At 71.4% G+C, this 18342-nt stretch carries 20 protein-coding genes and 1 riboswitch; of the genes, 16 read left to right on the top strand and 4 right to left on the bottom strand.

Features of this window, described 5'->3' with window-relative positions; translation table 11 throughout:
* Positions 1-116 precede the first annotated feature (116 nt).
* From ACQGNW_RS07900 to ACQGNW_RS07890, 3 genes are read left to right on the top strand one after another with little or no spacing between them, the layout of a single operon-like run.
* Positions 117-704 carry an RNA polymerase sigma factor gene (locus ACQGNW_RS07900; protein ID WP_426662588.1) on the top strand — a complete coding sequence of 196 codons (588 nt, stop codon included), beginning with the start codon at positions 117-119 and terminating at the stop codon, positions 702-704.
* The gene (locus ACQGNW_RS07895; RefSeq protein WP_426662587.1) at positions 701-1120 is read left to right on the top strand and encodes a hypothetical protein; all 420 of its coding nucleotides are present in this window, start codon (positions 701-703) and stop codon (positions 1118-1120) included. The genes ACQGNW_RS07900 and ACQGNW_RS07895 overlap by 4 nt, the downstream gene beginning before the upstream one ends.
* A 3-nt stretch (positions 1121-1123) precedes the next feature.
* Entirely contained in the window at positions 1124-1603 is a 480-nt protein-coding gene (locus tag ACQGNW_RS07890) for a DUF3106 domain-containing protein (protein WP_426662586.1), read from the top strand.
* A 28-nt stretch (positions 1604-1631) separates the two neighbouring features.
* Here ACQGNW_RS07890 and ACQGNW_RS07885 read toward each other — a convergent pair whose 3' ends face one another.
* Positions 1632-2732, bottom strand: a complete 1101-nt coding sequence (locus tag ACQGNW_RS07885; protein WP_426662585.1) for an NAD(P) transhydrogenase subunit alpha — start codon at positions 2730-2732, stop codon at positions 1632-1634.
* 108 nt (positions 2733-2840) lie between these two features.
* On the opposite strand from ACQGNW_RS07885, the gene ACQGNW_RS07880 reads away from it, so the two are divergent.
* The 6 genes from ACQGNW_RS07880 (at position 2841) to ACQGNW_RS07855 (ending at position 7597) form a co-directional block, all read left to right on the top strand.
* Entirely contained in the window at positions 2841-3251 is a 411-nt protein-coding gene (locus tag ACQGNW_RS07880) for a cytidine deaminase (RefSeq protein WP_426662584.1), read from the top strand.
* Positions 3252-3302: 51 nt separating this feature from the next.
* Positions 3303-3872, top strand: a complete 570-nt coding sequence (locus ACQGNW_RS07875) for a nitroreductase family protein (RefSeq protein WP_426662583.1) — start codon at positions 3303-3305, stop codon at positions 3870-3872.
* Positions 3860-4783, top strand: coding sequence for a 5'-3' exonuclease (locus ACQGNW_RS07870; protein ID WP_426662582.1), 924 nt, complete (start codon positions 3860-3862; stop codon positions 4781-4783). Before ACQGNW_RS07875 ends, ACQGNW_RS07870 begins: the two co-directional genes overlap by 13 nt.
* Before the next feature lie 26 nt (positions 4784-4809).
* On the top strand, positions 4810-5643 hold the full coding sequence (locus ACQGNW_RS07865) for an AraC family transcriptional regulator (protein ID WP_426662581.1): 834 nt from the start codon (positions 4810-4812) through the stop codon (positions 5641-5643).
* A gap of 82 nt (positions 5644-5725) precedes the next feature.
* On the top strand, positions 5726-6739 hold the full coding sequence (locus tag ACQGNW_RS07860; RefSeq protein WP_426662580.1) for a DMT family transporter: 1014 nt from the start codon (positions 5726-5728) through the stop codon (positions 6737-6739).
* Positions 6740-6949: 210 nt separating this feature from the next.
* Positions 6950-7597, top strand: coding sequence for a glutathione S-transferase family protein (locus ACQGNW_RS07855; RefSeq protein WP_426662579.1), 648 nt, complete (start codon positions 6950-6952; stop codon positions 7595-7597).
* A gap of 162 nt (positions 7598-7759) precedes the next feature.
* Here ACQGNW_RS07855 and ACQGNW_RS07850 read toward each other — a convergent pair whose 3' ends face one another.
* From ACQGNW_RS07850 to metX, 3 genes are read right to left on the bottom strand one after another with little or no spacing between them, the layout of a single operon-like run.
* Positions 7760-8842: a homoserine dehydrogenase family protein gene (locus ACQGNW_RS07850; RefSeq protein ID WP_426662578.1), complete on the bottom strand. Its 1083-nt coding sequence runs from the start codon at positions 8840-8842 to the stop codon at positions 7760-7762.
* Positions 8839-10050, bottom strand: a complete 1212-nt coding sequence (gene metB, locus ACQGNW_RS07845; protein WP_426662742.1) for a cystathionine gamma-synthase — start codon at positions 10048-10050, stop codon at positions 8839-8841. Before metB ends, ACQGNW_RS07850 begins: the two co-directional genes overlap by 4 nt.
* A gap of 30 nt (positions 10051-10080) precedes the next feature.
* Positions 10081-11103, bottom strand: a complete 1023-nt coding sequence (gene metX, locus ACQGNW_RS07840) for a homoserine O-succinyltransferase MetX (RefSeq protein ID WP_426662577.1) — start codon at positions 11101-11103, stop codon at positions 10081-10083.
* 79 nt (positions 11104-11182) lie between these two features.
* Positions 11183-11295, bottom strand: a riboswitch (SAM riboswitch).
* Positions 11296-11436: 141 nt separating this feature from the next.
* Here metX and ACQGNW_RS07835 point away from each other — a divergent pair.
* The 7 genes from ACQGNW_RS07835 to ACQGNW_RS07805 all read left to right on the top strand — a co-directional run bounded on the left by ACQGNW_RS07835 (position 11437) and on the right by ACQGNW_RS07805 (position 18337).
* Complete coding sequence (locus ACQGNW_RS07835) at positions 11437-12072, top strand: peroxiredoxin (RefSeq protein WP_426662576.1); 636 nt, start codon at positions 11437-11439, stop codon at positions 12070-12072.
* Between the two features lie 124 nt (positions 12073-12196).
* The gene (locus ACQGNW_RS07830; protein WP_426662575.1) at positions 12197-13270 is read left to right on the top strand and encodes a cysteine synthase A; all 1074 of its coding nucleotides are present in this window, start codon (positions 12197-12199) and stop codon (positions 13268-13270) included.
* A 64-nt stretch (positions 13271-13334) separates the two neighbouring features.
* Complete coding sequence (locus tag ACQGNW_RS07825) at positions 13335-14054, top strand: 2OG-Fe dioxygenase family protein (RefSeq protein ID WP_426662574.1); 720 nt, start codon at positions 13335-13337, stop codon at positions 14052-14054.
* Between the two features lie 37 nt (positions 14055-14091).
* The gene (locus tag ACQGNW_RS07820) at positions 14092-14910 is read left to right on the top strand and encodes a creatininase family protein (RefSeq protein ID WP_426662573.1); all 819 of its coding nucleotides are present in this window, start codon (positions 14092-14094) and stop codon (positions 14908-14910) included.
* Positions 14911-14957: 47 nt separating this feature from the next.
* Positions 14958-16127 (top strand): YncE family protein, encoded by a 1170-nt coding sequence (locus ACQGNW_RS07815; RefSeq protein ID WP_426662572.1) that lies wholly within the window; start codon positions 14958-14960, stop codon positions 16125-16127.
* A 26-nt stretch (positions 16128-16153) separates the two neighbouring features.
* Entirely contained in the window at positions 16154-16666 is a 513-nt protein-coding gene (locus ACQGNW_RS07810; protein ID WP_426662571.1) for an SRPBCC family protein, read from the top strand.
* A 69-nt stretch (positions 16667-16735) separates the two neighbouring features.
* Complete coding sequence (locus tag ACQGNW_RS07805; RefSeq protein ID WP_426662570.1) at positions 16736-18337, top strand: peptide chain release factor 3; 1602 nt, start codon at positions 16736-16738, stop codon at positions 18335-18337.
* Positions 18338-18342: the final 5 nt, after the last annotated feature.

Below are 18342 nucleotides of genomic sequence, written 5' to 3'. Positions count from 1 at the left end.
CGCGCAGGCGGCGCGGCACCCGGCCGGTCAACCCGCACGGGCCTGCGGCGTTGAGCACGCGTGTCGAACCGATGGAGCCCAGGCATGCATCTGCCGACGACGCGGACGAGGCGGCCATGAACAGCCTCGCCGGCACGCTCGATGCCGAACTGCTGGCCGAAACCGCGCAGGAGGTTCCGGCCACCCTCGACGCCTTCCTGGCGCAGGTGGAACGGCGCGCCTTCCGCATGGCCGAACTCAACCTGCGCCAGCACGAGGACGCGATGGACGCGGTGCAGGACGCCATGCTGCGGCTGGTCAAGCACTACCGCGACAAGCCGGCCGGCGAATGGGCGCCGCTGTTCTGGGGCATCCTGCGCCGGCGCATCGTCGATCTGCAGCGTCGCCGCAAGGTGCGGTCGATCGTGGTGGGTTGGCTGGGCGGCGGCCGCGACGACGAAGGCGGCGAGTTGCCCGGCTGGGAGCCGGCCGACCACGGCCCGGGCCCGCTGGACCGGCTGCAGGACGCGCAGTCCTGGGGCGACCTCAGCACCGCGCTGCGCGACCTGCCGCGGCGCCAGCGCGAAGCGTTCATGCTGCGCATGCTGGAGGGCCTGGACGTGGCCGAGACCGCGCAGGCCATGGGCTGCTCCGAAGGCAGCGTGAAAACGCATCTGTCGCGCGCCATGCAACGGCTGCGCAAGCAACTGGAGGACTGGCGATGAACACGCCCGTACAGAGCAGGCCCGATCAGAGCCGGCCGGCGAAACCGCTGGAACAGCGCGCCCGCGCGCTCTACCACGAGGCCGCGCGCTGCCTCGACCCCGCCACCGCCGGGCGCCTGCGCGCCGCGCGCCGCGACGCGCTGGCCGGCGCGCACCACGCGCAGCGGCCGCACCACCTGGCGCGCTGGCTGGTGCCGTCCGGCGCCTGCGCGATGATCGCGCTGGCCGCACTGCTGGCGTGGCCGTCCGCGCCGCGCCACGCCACCACGGCCCCGAACACCGCCGCGGTCGCGACCGCGGGCGAAGCCGACAACACGCTGCCGCCCGACCCCGAGCAGGCCGATCCCAACCTCTACCAGAACCTCGACTTCTACGGCTGGCTGGCTGCCAACGACAGCCGGCCCGCCACCCACTGAACCATGACCGCGCCCGCCCGCCCGCTGCTGCCACTCGTCCTCGCCATCCTGCTCGGCGCCCTTGCCGCGCCTGCGCTGCGCGCGCAGAGCGCGCCGCCGCCGACCGCCTGGAACAGCCTCACGCCCGACCAGCGCGACGTACTGGCGCCGCTGCGGCAGGAATGGAACACCATGCCGCCGCACCGGCAGCAGCGCCTGCTGGAGAAGAGCGAGCACTGGGTGACGCTGCCGCCCGCCAAGCGCGAGGAGATCCGCGAGCGCATCGCGCACTGGCAGCAGATGACGCCGGCCGAGCGTGCGCAGGCGCGCGAGAACCAGCGCCTGTTCCGCCAGCTGCCGCCCGAACAGCGCAAACAGCTGCACGCGGCCTACCAGCGCTTCCAGCAGTTGCCGCCGGAACGCCGCGCACAGCTGATGCAGCAGTGGCACGCGATGCCGCCCGCGCAGCGGTTGCGCTGGCTGCACCAAGGCTCCGGGCACTGAACCACCGGAGCCGGGGCTGCGTCCTCGCTCAGCCCTTGAACAGCACCTCGCCGGCGCGCACCAGGCAGCTCTTCGCCACCAGCTCGTCGTCGAAATCCGGCTGCAGGGCGCCGTCCTTCAGCAGCAGCTCGGCGAAGTTCACCACGTTGCGCGCATACATCTCCGAGGCATGCAGCGGTGCCCCGGCCGGCAGGTTGAGCGGCCCCAGGATGGCGACGCCGCCGTGCTCCACGCGCTCGCCCGGCCGGGTCAGCTCGCAGTTGCCGCCACCTTCGGCCGCGAGGTCGACGATCAACGCGCCCGGCTTCATGCCCGCGACCATCGCGGCGGTGAGGATCTTCGGCGCGGCACGGCCCGGCACCGCGGCGGTGGAGACCACCACATCGAAGGCCTTCAGGTGTTCGGCCAGCGCCTGCTGCTGCGCCGCGCGCTCCTCGGCCGACAGCTCGCGCGCATAGCCACCGCTGCCGGCGGCGCTGACGCCAAGGTCGAGGAACTTCGCGCCCAGCGACTCCACCTGCTCGCGCGTCTCCGGGCGCACGTCGTAGCCCTCGGTCTGCGCGCCCAGCCGGCGCGCCGTGGCGATCGCCTGCAGGCCGGCCACGCCAGCGCCGATCACCAGCACCCTCGAGGGCCGGATGGTGCCGGCGGCGGTGGTCAGCATCGGGAAGAACTTCGGGCAGGCCTCGGCGGCGATCAGCATCGCCCGATAGCCGGCTACCGCCGCCTGCGAGCTCAACACGTCCATCGCCTGCGCGCGGGTGGTCCGCGGCAGCAATTCCAGCGCGAACGCGCTGAGCCTGCGCGCGGCCAGCGCCGCGATGCGCGACGGCGCGCCGTAGGGACGCAGCTGGCCCACCACCACGGCGCCTTCGCGCAGGCCCGCGAACACCGCGTCGTCCGGCGGCAGCACGCAGGCCAGCAGGTCGGCCTGCGCCAGCACGCTCGCGGCATCGGCGAAATCCGCATTCGCATAGCTGCCGTCGGGGAAGCCCGCCGCCGCTCCGGCGTCATGTTCCAGCAGCACGCGCAGGCCCTTGCTGCCGAGCTTCTTCGCCATCTCGGGCGTGATCGCGACGCGGCGTTCGCCGGCGGCGGTTTCGCGCAAGGCGGCTACGGTGATCGGCATGGCGCATCCCCTCGTGGAAGATCGTGGCATCTTGCCATGAATGCGCATGCTTGGAGGTGCGGGCCACGCGCGCTAACCTGCCCCACCCGGGGCAGCACGGAGAACTCGATGCCCGCATCCATCCCGCATCACGAACTGCTGGCGCTGGCGCGCGCCGCGCGCGAGCAGGCCCACGCGCCGTATTCCGGCTTCGCGGTGGGCGCCGCCCTGCTCGCCCGCGACGGCCGCCGCTTCGCCGGCTGCAACGTGGAGAACGCCGCCTACGGCCTGTGCAACTGCGCCGAACGCACCGCGCTGTTCGCGGCCGTCGCGGCCGGCTGCAGGCCGGGCGACTTCGCGGCGATCGCGGTGATCGCCGACACCGCGGCGCCGGTGAGCCCCTGTGGCGCCTGTCGCCAGGTGCTGAGCGAGCTGTGCGACGGCGACATGCCGGTGCTGCTCGGCAACATGCGCGGCGACACCGCGCAGACCAGCGTGGCGGCGCTCTTGCCGGGCGCGTTCACGCTGCCGCCGCGCTGATGGCGCCTGCCATGCGGGTTACCATGCGGCTTTCCGCATCGCGATCCCGCCATGGCCGCCCCGCTCGAGCTGCTGCAGCAGCGTCACTCCGTCCCCTCGCGCCAGCTCGGCGAACCCGCGCCCGACGAGGCCACGTTGCGCGAACTGCTCACCGCCGCGATCCGCGTGCCCGATCATGGCAAGCTGGTGCCGTTCCGGCTGATCCGCCTGCAGGGCGAAGCCAAGCTGCGCTTCGGCGAGCAGTTGGCCGAACTGGCGATCCGCAAGCAGCCCGAACTCTCCGAGGCCAAGCGCGAGAAGGAGCGCCTGCGCTACACCTTCGCGCCGCTGGTGATCGCGGTGGTCGCGCGGATCGACGGCGCCAGCACGGTACCGGAGATCGAGCAGCGCCTGTGCGCCGGCAACGTGGCCTACAACCTCCTGCTCGGCGCCTGCGCGCTGGGCTACGGCGCGCAATGGCTCACCGGCTGGGCTGCCTACGACCCCGATGCGGCAGGCCTGCTCGGCCTCGCCGCGAACGAGCACGTGGTCGCCTTCGTGCACCTGGGCACGCCGCAGATCGAGGTGCCCGACCGCGAGCGCCCCGCGCTGGACGGACTGCTGACCACGTGGACGCCGTGAACGCGCACCGCCGCGCTGCCGCCCATCTGGTCGACGGCAGCCTCTACGTGTTCCGTGCCTGGCACTCGATGCCGGACGAGTTCCACGACGCCGACGGCCACCCCGTCAACGCGGTGCACGGCTTCACCCGCTTCCTGTGCGAACTGCTGGAGAAGGTGCGCCCGGATCGCCTGGCGGTGGCCTTCGACGCCTCGCTCACCAGCTCGTTCCGCAACGCGATCTACCCGCCCTACAAGGCCAACCGCGAACTGCCGCCGCCCGACCTCGAACGCCAGTTCGTGCTGTGCCGCGAGATCACCGCGGCGCTTGGCGTCGCGGTGCTGATCGACCACAGCTACGAGGCCGACGACCTGATCGGCAGCGCGCTGTGGAACCTGCGCGCGCACGGCGTGCCCGGCGTGATCGTCTCCGCCGACAAGGACTTCGGCCAGCTGCTCGGCGAGCACGACGAGCAGTGGGACTACGCCCGCAACCTGCGCTGGGGCCCCGCCGGCGTGCACGAGAAACTCGGCGTGCACCCGCACCAGGTGGCCGACTACCTCGCGCTGTGCGGCGACGCGGTGGACAACATCCCCGGCGTGCCGGGCATCGGCGCCAAGACCGCTGCCGCCCTGCTCGGCCACTTCGGCAACCTCGACGCCCTGCTCGAGCGCGTGGACGAGGTGGCTTTCCTGCGCCTCCGCGGCGCCGCCAGCTGCGCCGCGAAACTGCGCGAGCACGGCGAGCAGGCGCGGCTCTACCGCCGCCTCACCCGCATCGCGCTGGATGCGCCGGTGCCGGACGGTGCCGATGCGCTGCGGCGTGGGCGCGGCGACGACAGCGCGCTGCGGGACCTGTGCGAACGCCTGCGCTTCGGCCCGCTCACGCGCAACCGACTGAACGCGCTGGCCGACGGCGGTGCGGGCGACTGACGGCCATGGCGTGCCATCATCCCGGCATGCAAGGCGTACCCGGCCAGTTCGAGCACCCCGCCGACACGGCGCAGTTCCGGCATCCGCCGCACCGCGCCGGTATCGAGCTCTATCGCGCGCACATCGTGCGGCACGCCTTCGAGCTGCATTGCCATGACGGCTTCGGCCTGGGCGCGATCGAGTCCGGCGTGGAACGGTTCCGCTACCGTGGCGCCGAGCATCTGGCGCCACCCGGTTCGCTGGTGACGATGAACGCCGCCGAGCTGCACACCGGCAGCGCCGAGACCGCCGGCGGCTGGCGCTACCGCATGATCTACATCGATCCGGCGCTGGTGGCGCACATCAGCGGCGAACCCGGCTGGTGGTTCGATGAGGCGGTGTGCATGGACGGGATTGGCACGCGCAAGGTCACCGCCCTGCTCGACGCGCTCTGGCAGGCCGACGAACCGCTGGCCTTCGACAGCCTGCTCGCCACGCTGCTCGACCGCTTCCGCGCGCATGCGCGCGTGCCGCGCCCGGCTCCGGCGCAGGCGGCGATGCGCTTCGCGCCGGTGATCGACTACCTGCATGCGCACCTGGCCGATCGCCCCAATCTTGACCAGCTCGCGGCCGTTGCCGGGCTAAGCCCGTTCCATTTCCTGCGCCAGTTCCGCGCCCAGCATCACGCCACTCCGCAGCAGATGCTGATGGCACTGCGGCTGGCCCGCGCCAAGCGCCTGCTCGATGCGGGCGAGCCGCCGGCCCGGGTGGCCGCGGCCACCGGCCTCAGCGACCAGGCCCACCTCACCCGCGCCTTCGCACGGCGTTACGGCGTGACGCCGGCGCGCTACCAGCGACAGGTGGGTGCCGGGCAGCCGTGATTTCCTCCCGGGCCCGGAGCCCGGGTCCGTCCACCGCAATCTGCTTCAAGACGGCCGCCCTGCGGCGCGCCATGCTGCGCGCATGTTGAAGGGAACCCTCTACGCACTCGCGGCCGGCCTGATGTGGGGCATGGTGTTCGTCGCCCCCGTGCTGCTGCCGGAGTACCCGCCCGCACTGCAGTCGACGGCGCGCTATCTCGCCTTCGGCCTGATCGCACTGCCGCTCGCGTGGCTGCACCGCGATGCGCTGCGTGGCCTTGGCCGTGCCGACTGGGTCGAGGCGCTGAAGCTCGTCGCGGTGGGCAACCTGCTGTACTACCTGTGCCTGGCCAGCGCGATCCAGCGCGCCGGCGCGCCGCTGCCCACGATGATCGTCGGTACCCTGCCGGTGGTCATCGCCATCGCGGCCAACCTGCGCAACGGCCGGCGCGATGGCCAGCTGCCCTGGCCACGGCTGGCGCCGCCGCTGCTGCTGATCGTCGCCGGCATCGCCAGCGTGAACCACGCCGAGCTGGCCGCGCTGCGCCACGCGCACGGCGGCCTGGCGCGCTACGCCTCGGGCGCGCTGTTCGCCTGCGGCGCCGTGGCCTGCTGGACCTGGTATCCGTTGCGCAACGCCGACTGGCTGCGCCATCACCCCGACCGCAACCCGCGCGCCTGGGCCACGGCGCAGGGCGTGGCGATGCTGCCCCTGGCCGCGCTCGGCTATGCCGCGGTGTGGGGCACGATGAAGGCCGGCGGCAGCACGTTCCCGATGCCGCTGGGGCCGCATCCCGCGTTGTTCGCCGGCCTGATGGCGGCGATCGGCCTGTTCGCCTCGTGGCTGGGCACGCTGTGCTGGAACGAGGCCAGCCAGCGCCTGCCCACCGCGCTGGCCGGCCAGCTGATCGTGTTCGAGACGCTCGCCGCGCTGACCTACGCCTTCGTACTGCGCCATCGCGTGCCTGCACCATCGGCCCTGTTCGGCATCGCGCTGCTGGTGGCCGGCGTGGTGCTGGCCGTGCGCGTGAAACCGGTGCCGCTGCCGATCGCCGGGGCGGACGGCGGTCAGGCCATGCCACGCAGGAGACGCCGCCGGCGCGAGCCGCGGGGCTGAGCCTGCCCGAGGCGTGCGGCGCGACGCATGCTCCCGCCGAGCCGGCTGCGGCACTCCCGGGGAGCCTGCAGCCGCGCCCGCTCCGGCGCCGGACAGCACGCCGGCAACCGCCTCCATTGTCGAAAATCCCCTGGCCTGTTCGTCGCCCGGACAAGGGGCGGCAACCGTGCCCCGATCCGCCCGAAATCCGCATCCATCAGCGAGCTACCCATGAACCTGCTGCTCTACATGCATCCCCTGTCCTCGTTCTGCCACAAGGTGCTGATCGCGCTGTACGAGAACGACACGCCGTTCGAGCCGCGCGTGGTGCGGCTGGACGACGAGGCCTCGCGCGAGGATTTCCGCAAGGTCTGGCCGATCCTGCGCTTCCCGGTGCTGCGCGACGAGGCGCGCGGCCGCACCGTGCCGGAGTCCACGATCATCATCGAGTACCTGGCGCTGCACTACCCCGGCCGCACGGCGCTGGTCCCCGCCGACCCGCAGGCCGCGCTGGAGGTGCGCGAGCGCGACCGCTTCTTCGACCTGTACCTGCACGTGCCCACGCAGAAGGTCATCACCGACCGCCTGCGCCCCGAAGATGGCCACGACGCGGTCGGCGTGGCGCAGGCGCGCGTACAACTGCGCACCGCCTATGCCCTGCTCGAGCAGTCCATGGCCGGGCGCACCTGGGCGACGGGCGAGACGTTCACCATGGCCGACTGCGCGGCGGCGCCGCCGCTGTTCTACGCCGACTGGGCCGAGCCGCTGGACGGCTTCCCGCACCTCGCTGCCTACCGGCAACGACTGATGGAACGGCCCTCCTTCGCCCGCGCGTTGCGCGAGGCGGAGCCGTACCTGCAGTTCGTGCCGAAAGCCTAGGGCCTGTTCAAAATCCCTGCGTAGCTGCACCTGTGCGAGCGGAAGATCCCTCAGTTTCCGGATGCGGCGCGGTGTGGCCGCACCGCGCCGTATCTGTAAACCGAGGGGTTTCCAGCCCGTCATCCGCACGGTTGCGCAAAGATTTCTGGGCAACCCGAAGGATCAACCCAGCGCCAGCACGTCGCCCAGCAGGGCCTGCGCGGTGACTTCCGGTCCCGCGCCCGGCCCCTGGATCACCAGCGGCTGGGTGTGATAGCGGGTGGTGGTCAGCGCGAACTGATTGTCGGTGCCGTAGAGGCGCGCGGCGGGATGGTTCGCCGGCACCTCGGCCAGGCCCACGCGGGCACGGCCGCGCTGGTTGAGGCGGGCGAGGAAGCGCAGCACGTTGCCGCGCGCCCTGGCCTCGGCGTGGCGGGTGGCGAGCGGCTCGTCGAGTTCTTCCAGCCGGTCGAGGAACTGTCCGGTATCCAGCGCGCGCAGCGGTTCGGGCACCAGGCCTTCCACCTGCACCTCGTCCGAGCCCAGCGCGAAGCCGGCATTGCGGGCGAGGATCAGCAACTTGCGCGCGACGTCCTCGCCCGAGAGGTCGGCGCGCGGATCGGGCTCGGTGTAGCCACGTTCGCGCGCCTCGCGCAGCAGCGCGGAGAAAGGGCGGCTGCCGTCGTAGCTGTTGAAGAGGTACGACAGCGAGCCGGAGAACACGCCTTCCAGCGTGAGCAGCGCGTCGCCGCAGTGGCGCAGGCGGCGCAGCGTGGAGAGCACCGGCAGGCCGGCGCCCACCGTGGCGGAATCGCCGTAGCGCGCGCCGTGGGCGAGCGCGGACTGCAAGGCGCGCCAGCCCGGCAGTTCGCCGCCGGCCAGCGCCTTGTTGGCGGTGACCACGTGGTAACCGCGGGCCAGCCACTCGGCATGGCGCGCGGCGAGCGCAACGCTGGCGGTGGCGTCCACGATCACCCGGACCGCCGCCTCGCTGGCGTCCAGCGCGGCGAGCAGGGCCGCATCGTCGCGCGGTGTACCGTTGGCCTTGAGCTGCTCGCGCAGGTTGCGCTCGGCAAGCCTGGCGGGGTCGGTCTGCTGGCGGCGCGAATTGGCCGCGCCCACCAGCCGCAGCGCGGCGGCGGCCGGCGTGTTCAGCAGCTTGAGGAAGGCCCCGCCGACGACGCCGGTACCGAGCAACACCACGGCGACGGCTGGGGTCGCTTCGCGCCTTGCCGCGGGCGCCGCTTCGGCCAGCACCGCACTCATGCGCCCACCGCGCGTTTGGATTTGCCTGCAGCCACGGCGCGCGCCAGCGCGGCGTCGAGGTCGCGCAGCAGGTCGCCGCCGTCCTCGATGCCTACCGACACGCGCAGCAGGGTGTCGGCGATGCCCGCCTTGCGGCGTGCCTCCGGCGCCATCGCGGCGTGGGTCATGCTGGCCGGATGCGCGACCAGGCTCTCCACGCCGCCCAGCGACTCGGCCAGCGAGAAGTATTCCAGGCCTTCGACGAAGGCGGCGATCTGCGCCTCGTCGCCCTCCAGCTCGAAGCTGAGCATCGCGCCGAAGCCCTGCTGCTGGCGCGCGGCCAGCGTGTGGTACGGGTTGGACGCGAGGCCCGGGTAGTACACCTTGCGCACGGCGGCATGGCCGTCCAGGTGCGCGGCGATGCGTTCGGCGTTCTCCTGGTGCTGGCGCAGGCGCACGCCCAGCGTGCGCAGGCCACGCAGGGTGAGGTAGCTGTCGAACGGCGCGCCGGTGAGGCCGTTGCAGTTGCCCCACCACTTGAGCTGTTCGGCCAGCTCCGGCGTATGCGCCACCACGGCGCCGCCAACCACGTCGCTGTGGCCGTTGATGTACTTGGTGGTGGAGTGCACCACCACGTCGGCGCCCAGCGCCAACGGCTGCTGCAGCGCGGGCGAGAGGAAGGTGTTGTCGACCACCACCAGTGCGCCGACGGCATGCGCCGCCTGCGCCACGTGGCGGATGTCGGTGATGCGCAGCAGCGGATTGGACGGCGTCTCCACCCACACCAGCGCGGGCCTGGCGGCGAGGCCTGCGGCCAGCGCTGCCGGGTCGGTGAGGTCGGCGAACTGCACCGCGAAACGGCCCTTCTTCGCCCAGGCGTCGAGCAGGCGCCAGGTGCCGCCGTAACAGTCGTGCGCCGCGAGCACCGTGGCGCCGGCCGGCACCAGTTCCAGTGCCAGCGCCACCGCCGCCATGCCGCTGGCGGTGACCACCGCACCGGCGCCCTGCTCCAGCTCGGCCAGCGCGTCGGCGAGCAGGTCGCGCGTGGGGTTGCCGCTGCGCGAGTAGTCGTAGGGGCGCTTCCTGCCGAAACCCTCGAAGCTGTAGTTGGTCGAGAGATGCAGCGGCGGCACCACCGCGCCATGCTGGGTGTCGCTCTCGATGCCAGCGCGCACCGCGCGGGTCCAGGGGGCCGTGTTCTCGCTCATGGGGTTCTCCCGAAATCCGATGTGTCGCGGTGAATGTCGTTGTGGTGATGCTCAGCGCAGGGCTTCGCGCAGCAGCGGCGCGAGCTGTTCCGGTTCCTTGAGGAAGGCGTCGTGGCCGTAGGGCGACTCCACCACCTCCAGCGTGGCCGGGCCGCGCAGGCGGCGCTGCAGCTCGCAGAGGTCGGCCAGAGGCACCAGGCGATCCGAGGGAAAACCGATCAGGGTGGTCGGCAACGGCACCTGTTCGGGCGCCACGTCGTGCAGGTCGATGGATTCGGACAGCGCGAGGAAGCGCTCGGCGTCGAAGCGCTCCACGAAGCGGCGGCCCTGGTGTTCCAGATAGTCCTCGACCGGAAAGTGGAAGCGGTCGCCGCGCCACTCCGGTTCGCCGGCGAAGCGGCGGCCGAACTCGGCGCTGCCGCGGTAGGTGGTCATCGCCAGCTGGCGGGCCAGCGCCAGCGCCTCGTCCAGCTGCCCGCTCTGCCGGCCCAGCCGCACGATGCCGCGCTGCACGCTGCGCTGCGCGGTGGACAGCGGATGCGCGCGGTGCGCCCCGCACAGCAGCACCAGCCGCTCCGCCCGTTGCGGATGCCGCGCGGCGAAGGCCAGCGCCACCATCGCGCCGTAGGAAGAACCCACGAAGGCATGCGCCCGGGCGATGCCCAACGCATCCAGCAGCGCGGCCAGCGCATCGGCCTGGTCTTCGCTGGAAATGGTGGTGGCGCCGAGTTCGGCCGGGGTGAGCCAGTCGATCGCCAGCACGCGGAAACCGCCGAGGTCGATCGCCGCACCCTCGGCCACCAGTTCCTGCCACCAGCCCGGCTCCGCATCGGCCGGCGCGGTGACGTCGCGGTTCGCCGAGATGCCGCCCTGCACGATCACGGTGGGTGCGTCCGGCGCGCCGCGCCACAGGTAGCGCACGTCGACCTCGCGCGGGCTGCTGCCGTACTTCGGGATGAGGGTGAGCCGCCGCGCGCTGCGCTGCTCGCCGAGCCCGACGCGCGTGCGCAGCGCGGTCGGAAAATCGACCACCTCGGCGGTACAGACGGCGCGGGTTTCGGGCAGCTGGCTCATGCGTCTCTCCGTTCGGCATCGCCTGCGGATGCCGGAGAGGAGCCCCGCGCACTACGGCACGAGTGCCGCCTGCGCAAGCCGCCCATCTGCCGGGGCGCCGAGGCGCCGCCGCAGGAGTTGGCACCGTCGCGGAACATTCCGCAGGTTGCCCCGGCTTCAAAGGGCCTGTCCCTCAGCCGGTCTCGATGAGTGCGGGAAATATTGCCGGTGCCCCGCCAGCCTGTCAATAGACGTCTAAACGTCTGGACGTGCATATGCATATTCGTGATATGTATTTGCCGCCCCTGCAGGGCCCGGCGCAGGCTGGGCGAACCGTTCGCAAAGGAGCACCCGATGAGCCTGCAGCTTGGCGACACCGCCCCCGATTTCACCCTCGACTCCACCGCCGGCGCGGTGCGCTTCCACGACTACGCCGGTTCGCACTGGGTGGTGTTCTTCTCGCATCCGAAGGACTACACCCCGGTGTGCACCACCGAGCTGGGCGCGTTCGCCAGCCGCAAGGCGGAGTTCGATGCGCGCAACACGAAGCTGATCGGCCTGTCGGTGGATTCGGTGGCCGATCATCGGGGCTGGGCGAAGGACGTGGCCGACGTGGGCGGGGCGGAGATCAACTATCCGCTGCTGGCCGACCCGGACCTCGAGGTGGCGAAGCTCTACGGCATGTTCCACCCCAAGGCCGACCCCAAGGTCACCGTGCGCTCGGTATTCGTGATCGACCCGCAGAAGAAGGTGCGGCTGATCCTCACCTATCCGCCGAGCGCCGGCCGCAACGTCGACGAGGTGCTGCGCGTGCTGGACTCGCTGCAGCTCACCGACGGCCGCAAACTCACCACACCGGTGGACTGGCAGCCCGGCGACGACGTGATCATCGCGCCGTCGGTGTCCGACGAGGATGCGCGCAAGCTGTATCCCGACGGCTGGCGCACGCTGAAGCCCTACCTGCGCTTCGTGCCTGCGCCGGCGGCGTGAACGCCCACTCCGCGGGAGCGCACCTGGACGCGAATGCCATCGGCCTCGGCCGAACCCCAAGGCATCGCGTACCGGATGCGCTCCTGCGGCCGGCATGTCCCGATCCGCGAATGAGTTCCCGACCATGAGCATCCGAGCCGATCTTTCCGCCAGCGTGGGCCGCACCCCGCTGATCCGCCTGCGCCACGCCAGCGAGCTCACCGGCTGCGAGATCCTGGCCAAGGCGGAACTGCTCAACCCCGGCGGCTCGATCAAGGACCGCACCGCACTGGGCCTGGTGCTGGACGCGGAACGGCGCGGCGGACTCCCGCCGGGCGCCACCATTGTGGAAGGCACGGCGGGCAACACCGGCATCGGCCTCGCGCTGGTCGGCGCCAGCCGCGGCTACCGCACGGTGATCTTCATGCCGGAGACGCAGAGCGCGGAGAAGATCGCCGCGCTGCGCGTCACCGGCGCCGAGGTGCGGCTGGTGCCCGTCGTGCCCTACAAGGACCCCAACCACTACGCCCACCACGCGCGCCGCCACGCCGAGGCGCTGAATGCCGCGCACCCGGGCAGCGCGTGGTTCGCCGACCAGTTCGACAACACCGCGAACCGCGACTGGCACGCCGCCACCACCGGGGTGGAGATCTGGGAGCAGACCGGCGGCCAGGTGGACGGCTTCGTCTGCGCCGCCGGCACCGGCGGCACGCTCGCCGGCGTGGGCCACGCGCTGAAGGCGCGCAAGCCGCAGGTGCGCATCGCGCTGGCCGATCCGGCGGGCTCCGCGCTGGCCAGCTACGTGCGCACCGGCGAGCTGGCCGCCAGCGGCAACTCGATCAGCGAGGGCATCGGCTCCAGCCGCGTCACCGCAAACTTCGACGGCGCGCCGATCGACCTCGCCTGGTCGATCCCCGACGAGGAGTCCGTGCCGTTGCTGCACCGCCTGCTGCGCGAGGAAGGCTGGTGCGTGGGCGGCTCCAGCGGCGTGAACATCGCCGGCGCGATCCGCCTCGCCCGCGCGCTCGGTCCCGGCCGCACCATCGTCACCGTGCTCGCCGACGCTGGCACGCGCTACCAGGCCAAACTGTTCAATCCCGCCTTCCTGCGTGAGAAGCGGATCCCCGTGCCTGCATGGCTGGAGCAGGCGTTTCCGCCCGAAAGCCCCGCAAGGCTGCAGGCGGGCATCGCACATCGCGCGTTCGCCAAGGCGCTCTGACCCGCCCGCGCGCCGCCCTCGGCAGGCCAGTGCCGCTTCATGCGCTTCCTGCTAGCGTGCGCGCATGAACGTCCCCACCTCCCTCGAACTGCGCGACGCCCTGCGTCGCGACGGCTTCGCCTTCGTCACCGCCGAGGCCATGCGCGGCCTGCTCGACGCCGCCACGCTGGCCGACTGGCCCGCGTTCGCCGCGAGCTGGAACGAACTCGGCGACGACGCCTACCTCGCCGCGCGCGGCCGTCGTCGCCGGCGGCGGCATGCGGTGTTCGCCGCCGACGCCACCGGCACGATCCGCCGCGAACCGCACCAGCCGCATTACCAGAGCGTGGCCTACAACGCCCTGCAGGGCGGCATCGAGCGCTGGTTCGAGCCGGTCGAGCCGGCGATTGCCGAAGGCGCCAGCCTGCGACGCATCCTCGCGTTCTGCCGCGAGAGCTTCGGCGCACTGGCGCCGCAGGTGCGGCAATGGCGCATCGAGGTGCACCAGTTCCGCATCGAGGCGCGCGCCGGCGAAGCCGGCGAACCCACGCCCGAAGGCGTGCACCGCGACGGCGTGGACTACGTGCTGGTGCTGCTGGTCGAACGCGAGAACATCGAGCGCGGCACCACCACCATCCACGCACCCGACGGCCGCGAGCTGGGTCACTTCACGCTCGCGCGCGCGTTCGACGCCGCCCTGGTCGACGACCGTCGCGTGTTCCACGGCGTCACCCCGGTGGTGCCGAAGGAGCCGTCGCGGCCCGCGCACCGCGACGTGCTGGTGGTGACGTTCAAGGCGGCCTGAAGCCGCCCGCCGTCCTCCCTGCCTCCAAGGAATCCCCATGCCCTCCCGGCTGCTGAAACCCGCCTTCGCGCTCGCCGCGCTGCTTGCCGCCGCACCGGCCGGCCTCGCGCAGACACCCGCCACCGTGCAGCTGCAGGACCTCACCTGGACCGAGCTGCGCGCGCAGCTCCACGCAGGCAGGACCACCGTGATCATCCCCATCGGCGGCACCGAGCAGAGCGGCCCGTACATCGCGGTGGGCAAGCACAACCGGCGTGCCACGGTGCTGGCCGAACGCATCGCCGAGAAGCTGGGCAACGCGCTGGTCGCGCCAACCGTCGCCTACGTTCCCGAAGGCGGCTACGCGCCGCCGACCTCGCACATGCGCTTCCCGGGCACCATCACCATCCCCGACGCCACGTTCGAGCAGCTGCTGGCGTCGGCCGCGAACAGCTTCGCCGTGCACGGCTTCCGCAACATCGTCTTCCTCGGTGACCACGGCGGCTACCAGAAGGACCTGCAGCGCGTGGTGGCCCGGCTCAACCGGCAATGGGCCGGCGGGCCGGCGCGCGCCTTCGCGCCGGCCGAATACTACGAGGCGAGTTCCGCCGGCTACGCGAAGATCCTGCACGCGCACGGCATCCGCGACGACGAGATCGGCACCCACGCCGGGCTGGCCGACACCTCGCTGCAGCTGGCCGTGGCGCCGCAGATGGTGCGGCTGGAGCGCCTGCGCCAGGCCCCGAAGCCCGGCGCGGCGGACGGCGTGTACGGCGGCGACCCGCGCCGTTCCAGCGCGGCGCTGGGCCAGCTCGGCGTCGATGCGATCGTGTCGCGCACCGTCGCGGCGATCCGCCGCGACACGGCTGGGCGATAATGCGCCGCCCGCGTTTCCGTACATCCCCCCACATCCAGCGAACCGTCATGTCCCCAGCATCCCTCCGCCTGCCGCGCCTGGCCCTGCTCGCAGGCGCCGCCCTGGCCGGCCTCTGCGCCGCCCCGCTCGCCGCCGCGTCGTCGGTCCGCACCGTCCCCGGCATGCCGCCGGTGGTGAATCCCGCCAACCTGTACAGCGAGGCCGGCGCCGGCCATCTCGCCGCCGCCGTAGCCGGCGACCCGGCGCGCATCTACGTGCCGAACCTGCGCGGCGACAGCGTCTCCGTGATCGACCCGGCCACCTACAAGGTGGTCGACACGTTCAAGGTGGGGCAAAGCCCGCAGCACGTCGTGCCCTCGTGGGACCTGAGGACCCTGTGGGTCACCAACAACGCCGAAGGCCACACCGACGGCAGTCTCACCCCGATCGACCCGAGGACCGGCAAGCCGGGGGCCGCGATCGCGGTGGACGATCCGTACAACATGTATTTCACCCCCGACGGCAGGCAGGCCATCGTGGTGGCGGAGACGCATGCGCGGCTGGATTTCCGCGACCCGCACACGATGGCGCTGGAATCCAGCCTCCAGGTACCCGGCTGCAAGGGCATCAACCACGCCGACTTCTCCATCGACGGCCGCTACGCGATCTTCACCTGCGAGTTCGACGGCCGGCTGGCGAAGATCGACATGGTCCACCGCAAGGTGCTGGGCTACCTGCAGCTGGACAGGCACGGCATGCCGCAGGACATCCGCGTCTCGCCCGACGGCAAGGTGTTCTACGTCGCCGACATGATGGCCGACGGCGTGTTCCTGGTCGACGGCGCCAGCTTCGCCAGGGTCGGCTTCATCCGGACCGGCGTCGGCACCCACGGCCTGTACCCGAGCCGCGACGCCACGAAGCTCTACGTCGCCAACCGCGGCTCGAACAAGATCCACGGCCCGCGCCACGGCAAGGGCAGCGTGTCGGTGATCGACTTCGCCACCCGCAAGGTGGTGGCCAACTGGCCGATCCCCGGCGGCGGCAGCCCGGACATGGGCAACGTCAGCGCGGACGGCAGGACGCTGTGGCTCTCCGGCCGCTTCGACGACGTGGTCTACGCCATCGACACCGCCACCGGCAAGGTGCGCAAGATCAGGGTCGGCGCCGAGCCGCACGGCCTGGCGGTGTGGCCGCAGCCGGGCCGCTATTCGCTGGGCCATACCGGCATCATGCGCTGACCGCCCCGCTCCGACAAAGCCGCGTCATGTCCCGGACGTTCGAACAACGCGTGCTTATCCGTGCAGGCGTCGCCGATACCTGGGAAATCCTGACCCGGATCGATGCCATGAGGGCATGGATGGGCGGGGACGATTTCAGCGTAGAGATCGAAACTTCCTGGGTGCCAGGCAGCTCGTTCACGGTCAGCGGCTTCCACCACGCGCCGTTCGAGAACACCGGGGAGGTACTGGAATTTGTTCCACCGGAGCGGCTTGCCTACACGCACCGGAGCTCGCTGTCGCGATTGCCTGACCACCCGGACAGCTACACCACGCTCCGTTTCAGCCTGCAAAGCGCGGGCGGGTGGACATCGCTCGTCCTGTGGGCAAGCGGTTTCCCGACCGAATCGGTTTTCCGGCACCTGCATTTCTACTGGAACGGCACCCTGGATGTGCTGAAACGGCATGTGGAACGGTCCCAGACCGGCCGCGGTGCTCCGGGCCCAGACCTTCCGCCCCCTCCCCGTTGCCCCGGCGGCAGCCGGGATGATGCGGCCTGACCCGCCGGCGACCCGAGCAACCCGGGCTACAATGACGGGTTCGATCATCGATTACTCCTGCATACGTCCATGTCCACCCACCTCGCCGAAACCAGCCGCCGCCGCACCTTTGCCATCGTCAGCCACCCCGACGCGGGCAAGACCACGCTGACGGAAAAGCTGCTGCTGTTCGGCGGCGCGATCCAGATGGCCGGCAGCGTGAAGGGCCGCAAGGCCGCGCGCCACGCGACCTCCGACTGGATGGCGCTGGAAAAGGAGCGCGGCATCTCGGTGACGTCCTCGGTGATGCAGTTCCCGTACGAGGGCAAGATCGTCAACCTGCTCGACACCCCGGGCCACGCGGACTTCTCCGAGGACACCTACCGCGTGCTGACCGCGGTGGACTCGGCGCTGATGGTGATCGACTGCGCCAAGGGCGTGGAGGAGCGCACGATCAAGCTGATGGAGGTGTGCCGCCTGCGCGACACGCCAATCATGACCTTCATCAACAAGCTCGACCGCGAAGGCCGCTCGCCGATCGAACTGCTGGACGAGGTCGAATCGGTGCTGGGCATCGCCTGCACGCCGGTGACCTGGCCGATCGGCATGGGCAAGCGCCTCAAGGGCGTGTATCACCTGCTGCTGGACGAGGTGCACGTCTTTGAGCCGGGCAAGAACTTCACCCGCCAGGACTCGACCATCTTCAAGGGACTGGACGCACCCGGACTCGAGGCGGCGGTGGGCGCAGAGATGCTCGCCGAGCTGCGCGAGGAACTGGAGCTGGTGCAGGGCGCCTCCAACCCGTTCGACCTGGAGCAGTACCTGGCCGGCAAGCTGACGCCGGTGTTCTTCGGCTCGGCGGTGAACAACTTCGGCGTGCAGCTGCTCTTGGACTTCTTCGTCGAGCATGCGCCCTCGCCGCGCCCGCGCGCCACCACCACGCGCGAAGTGCAGCCGGAGGAGGAGAAGCTCACCGGCTTCGTGTTCAAGATCCAGGCGAACATGGACCCGGCCCATCGCGACCGCGTGGCCTTCATGCGCGTCTGCTCGGGCACCTATACCGCTGGCATGAAGATGCTGCAGACGCGCACCGGCAAGGAGGTGCGCATCGCCAACGCGCTCACCTTCATGGCCTCCGACCGCGAGATCGTGGAGACCGCCTACCCCGGCGACGTGATCGGCCTGCACAACCACGGCACGATCTCCATCGGCGACACCTTCAGCGAAGGCGAACCGATCCACTTCACCGGCATCCCGAACTTCGCGCCGGAGCTGTTCCGTCGCGCGCGCCTGCGCGATCCGCTGAAGATGAAGGCGCTGCAGAAGGGCCTGGCGCAGTTGTCCGAGGAGGGCGCCACGCAGTTCTTCCGCCCGCTGATGTCGAACGACCTGATCCTGGGCGCGGTGGGCGTGCTGCAGTTCGACGTGGTGGCCTACCGCCTCAAGGACGAATACGGCGTGGACGCCGCGTTCGAGCCGGTGACCGTGGCCACCGCGCGCTGGGTGCACTGCGACGACGAGAAGAAGCTCGCCGAGTTCCGCGAGAAGAACGCGATGAACCTCGCCATCGACGCCGCCGGCGAGCTGGTCTACTTGGCGCCGTCGCGGGTCAACCTGCAGCTGGCGCAGGAGCGCTCGCCGGCGGTGCGCTTCTCCGCCACGCGCGAGCATGCGACGTCCGTGGAGGTGTAAGCCGG

The sequence above is a fragment of the Rhodanobacter aciditrophus genome (assembly GCF_050026795.1).
Classification (GTDB): domain Bacteria; phylum Pseudomonadota; class Gammaproteobacteria; order Xanthomonadales; family Rhodanobacteraceae; genus Rhodanobacter_A.
Note: the sequence above shows the minus strand (reverse complement) of the source record. Positions and strands in the feature narration are given on the sequence as shown.

What these genes read in the sequence shown, in the direction of transcription:
- ACQGNW_RS07890 (WP_426662586.1), top strand. Translation starts at nt 1,124, where the DNA reads ATGACCGCGCCCGCCCGCCCGCTGCTGCCACTCGTCCTCGCCATCCTG.
- ACQGNW_RS07855 (WP_426662579.1), top strand. Translation starts at nt 6,950, where the DNA reads ATGAACCTGCTGCTCTACATGCATCCCCTGTCCTCGTTCTGCCACAAG.
- ACQGNW_RS07865 (WP_426662581.1), top strand. Translation starts at nt 4,810, where the DNA reads ATGCAAGGCGTACCCGGCCAGTTCGAGCACCCCGCCGACACGGCGCAG.
- ACQGNW_RS07825 (WP_426662574.1), top strand. Translation starts at nt 13,335, where the DNA reads ATGAACGTCCCCACCTCCCTCGAACTGCGCGACGCCCTGCGTCGCGAC.
- ACQGNW_RS07895 (WP_426662587.1), top strand. Translation starts at nt 701, where the DNA reads ATGAACACGCCCGTACAGAGCAGGCCCGATCAGAGCCGGCCGGCGAAA.
- ACQGNW_RS07850 (WP_426662578.1), bottom strand. Translation starts at nt 8,842, where the DNA reads ATGAGTGCGGTGCTGGCCGAAGCGGCGCCCGCGGCAAGGCGCGAAGCG.
- ACQGNW_RS07805 (WP_426662570.1), top strand. Translation starts at nt 16,736, where the DNA reads ATGTCCACCCACCTCGCCGAAACCAGCCGCCGCCGCACCTTTGCCATC.
- ACQGNW_RS07830 (WP_426662575.1), top strand. Translation starts at nt 12,197, where the DNA reads ATGAGCATCCGAGCCGATCTTTCCGCCAGCGTGGGCCGCACCCCGCTG.
- metX (WP_426662577.1), bottom strand. Translation starts at nt 11,103, where the DNA reads ATGAGCCAGCTGCCCGAAACCCGCGCCGTCTGTACCGCCGAGGTGGTC.
- ACQGNW_RS07820 (WP_426662573.1), top strand. Translation starts at nt 14,092, where the DNA reads ATGCCCTCCCGGCTGCTGAAACCCGCCTTCGCGCTCGCCGCGCTGCTT.
- ACQGNW_RS07875 (WP_426662583.1), top strand. Translation starts at nt 3,303, where the DNA reads ATGGCCGCCCCGCTCGAGCTGCTGCAGCAGCGTCACTCCGTCCCCTCG.
- ACQGNW_RS07815 (WP_426662572.1), top strand. Translation starts at nt 14,958, where the DNA reads ATGTCCCCAGCATCCCTCCGCCTGCCGCGCCTGGCCCTGCTCGCAGGC.
- ACQGNW_RS07860 (WP_426662580.1), top strand. Translation starts at nt 5,726, where the DNA reads ATGTTGAAGGGAACCCTCTACGCACTCGCGGCCGGCCTGATGTGGGGC.
- ACQGNW_RS07835 (WP_426662576.1), top strand. Translation starts at nt 11,437, where the DNA reads ATGAGCCTGCAGCTTGGCGACACCGCCCCCGATTTCACCCTCGACTCC.
- ACQGNW_RS07900 (WP_426662588.1), top strand. Translation starts at nt 117, where the DNA reads ATGAACAGCCTCGCCGGCACGCTCGATGCCGAACTGCTGGCCGAAACC.
- ACQGNW_RS07810 (WP_426662571.1), top strand. Translation starts at nt 16,154, where the DNA reads ATGTCCCGGACGTTCGAACAACGCGTGCTTATCCGTGCAGGCGTCGCC.
- ACQGNW_RS07885 (WP_426662585.1), bottom strand. Translation starts at nt 2,732, where the DNA reads ATGCCGATCACCGTAGCCGCCTTGCGCGAAACCGCCGCCGGCGAACGC.
- ACQGNW_RS07880 (WP_426662584.1), top strand. Translation starts at nt 2,841, where the DNA reads ATGCCCGCATCCATCCCGCATCACGAACTGCTGGCGCTGGCGCGCGCC.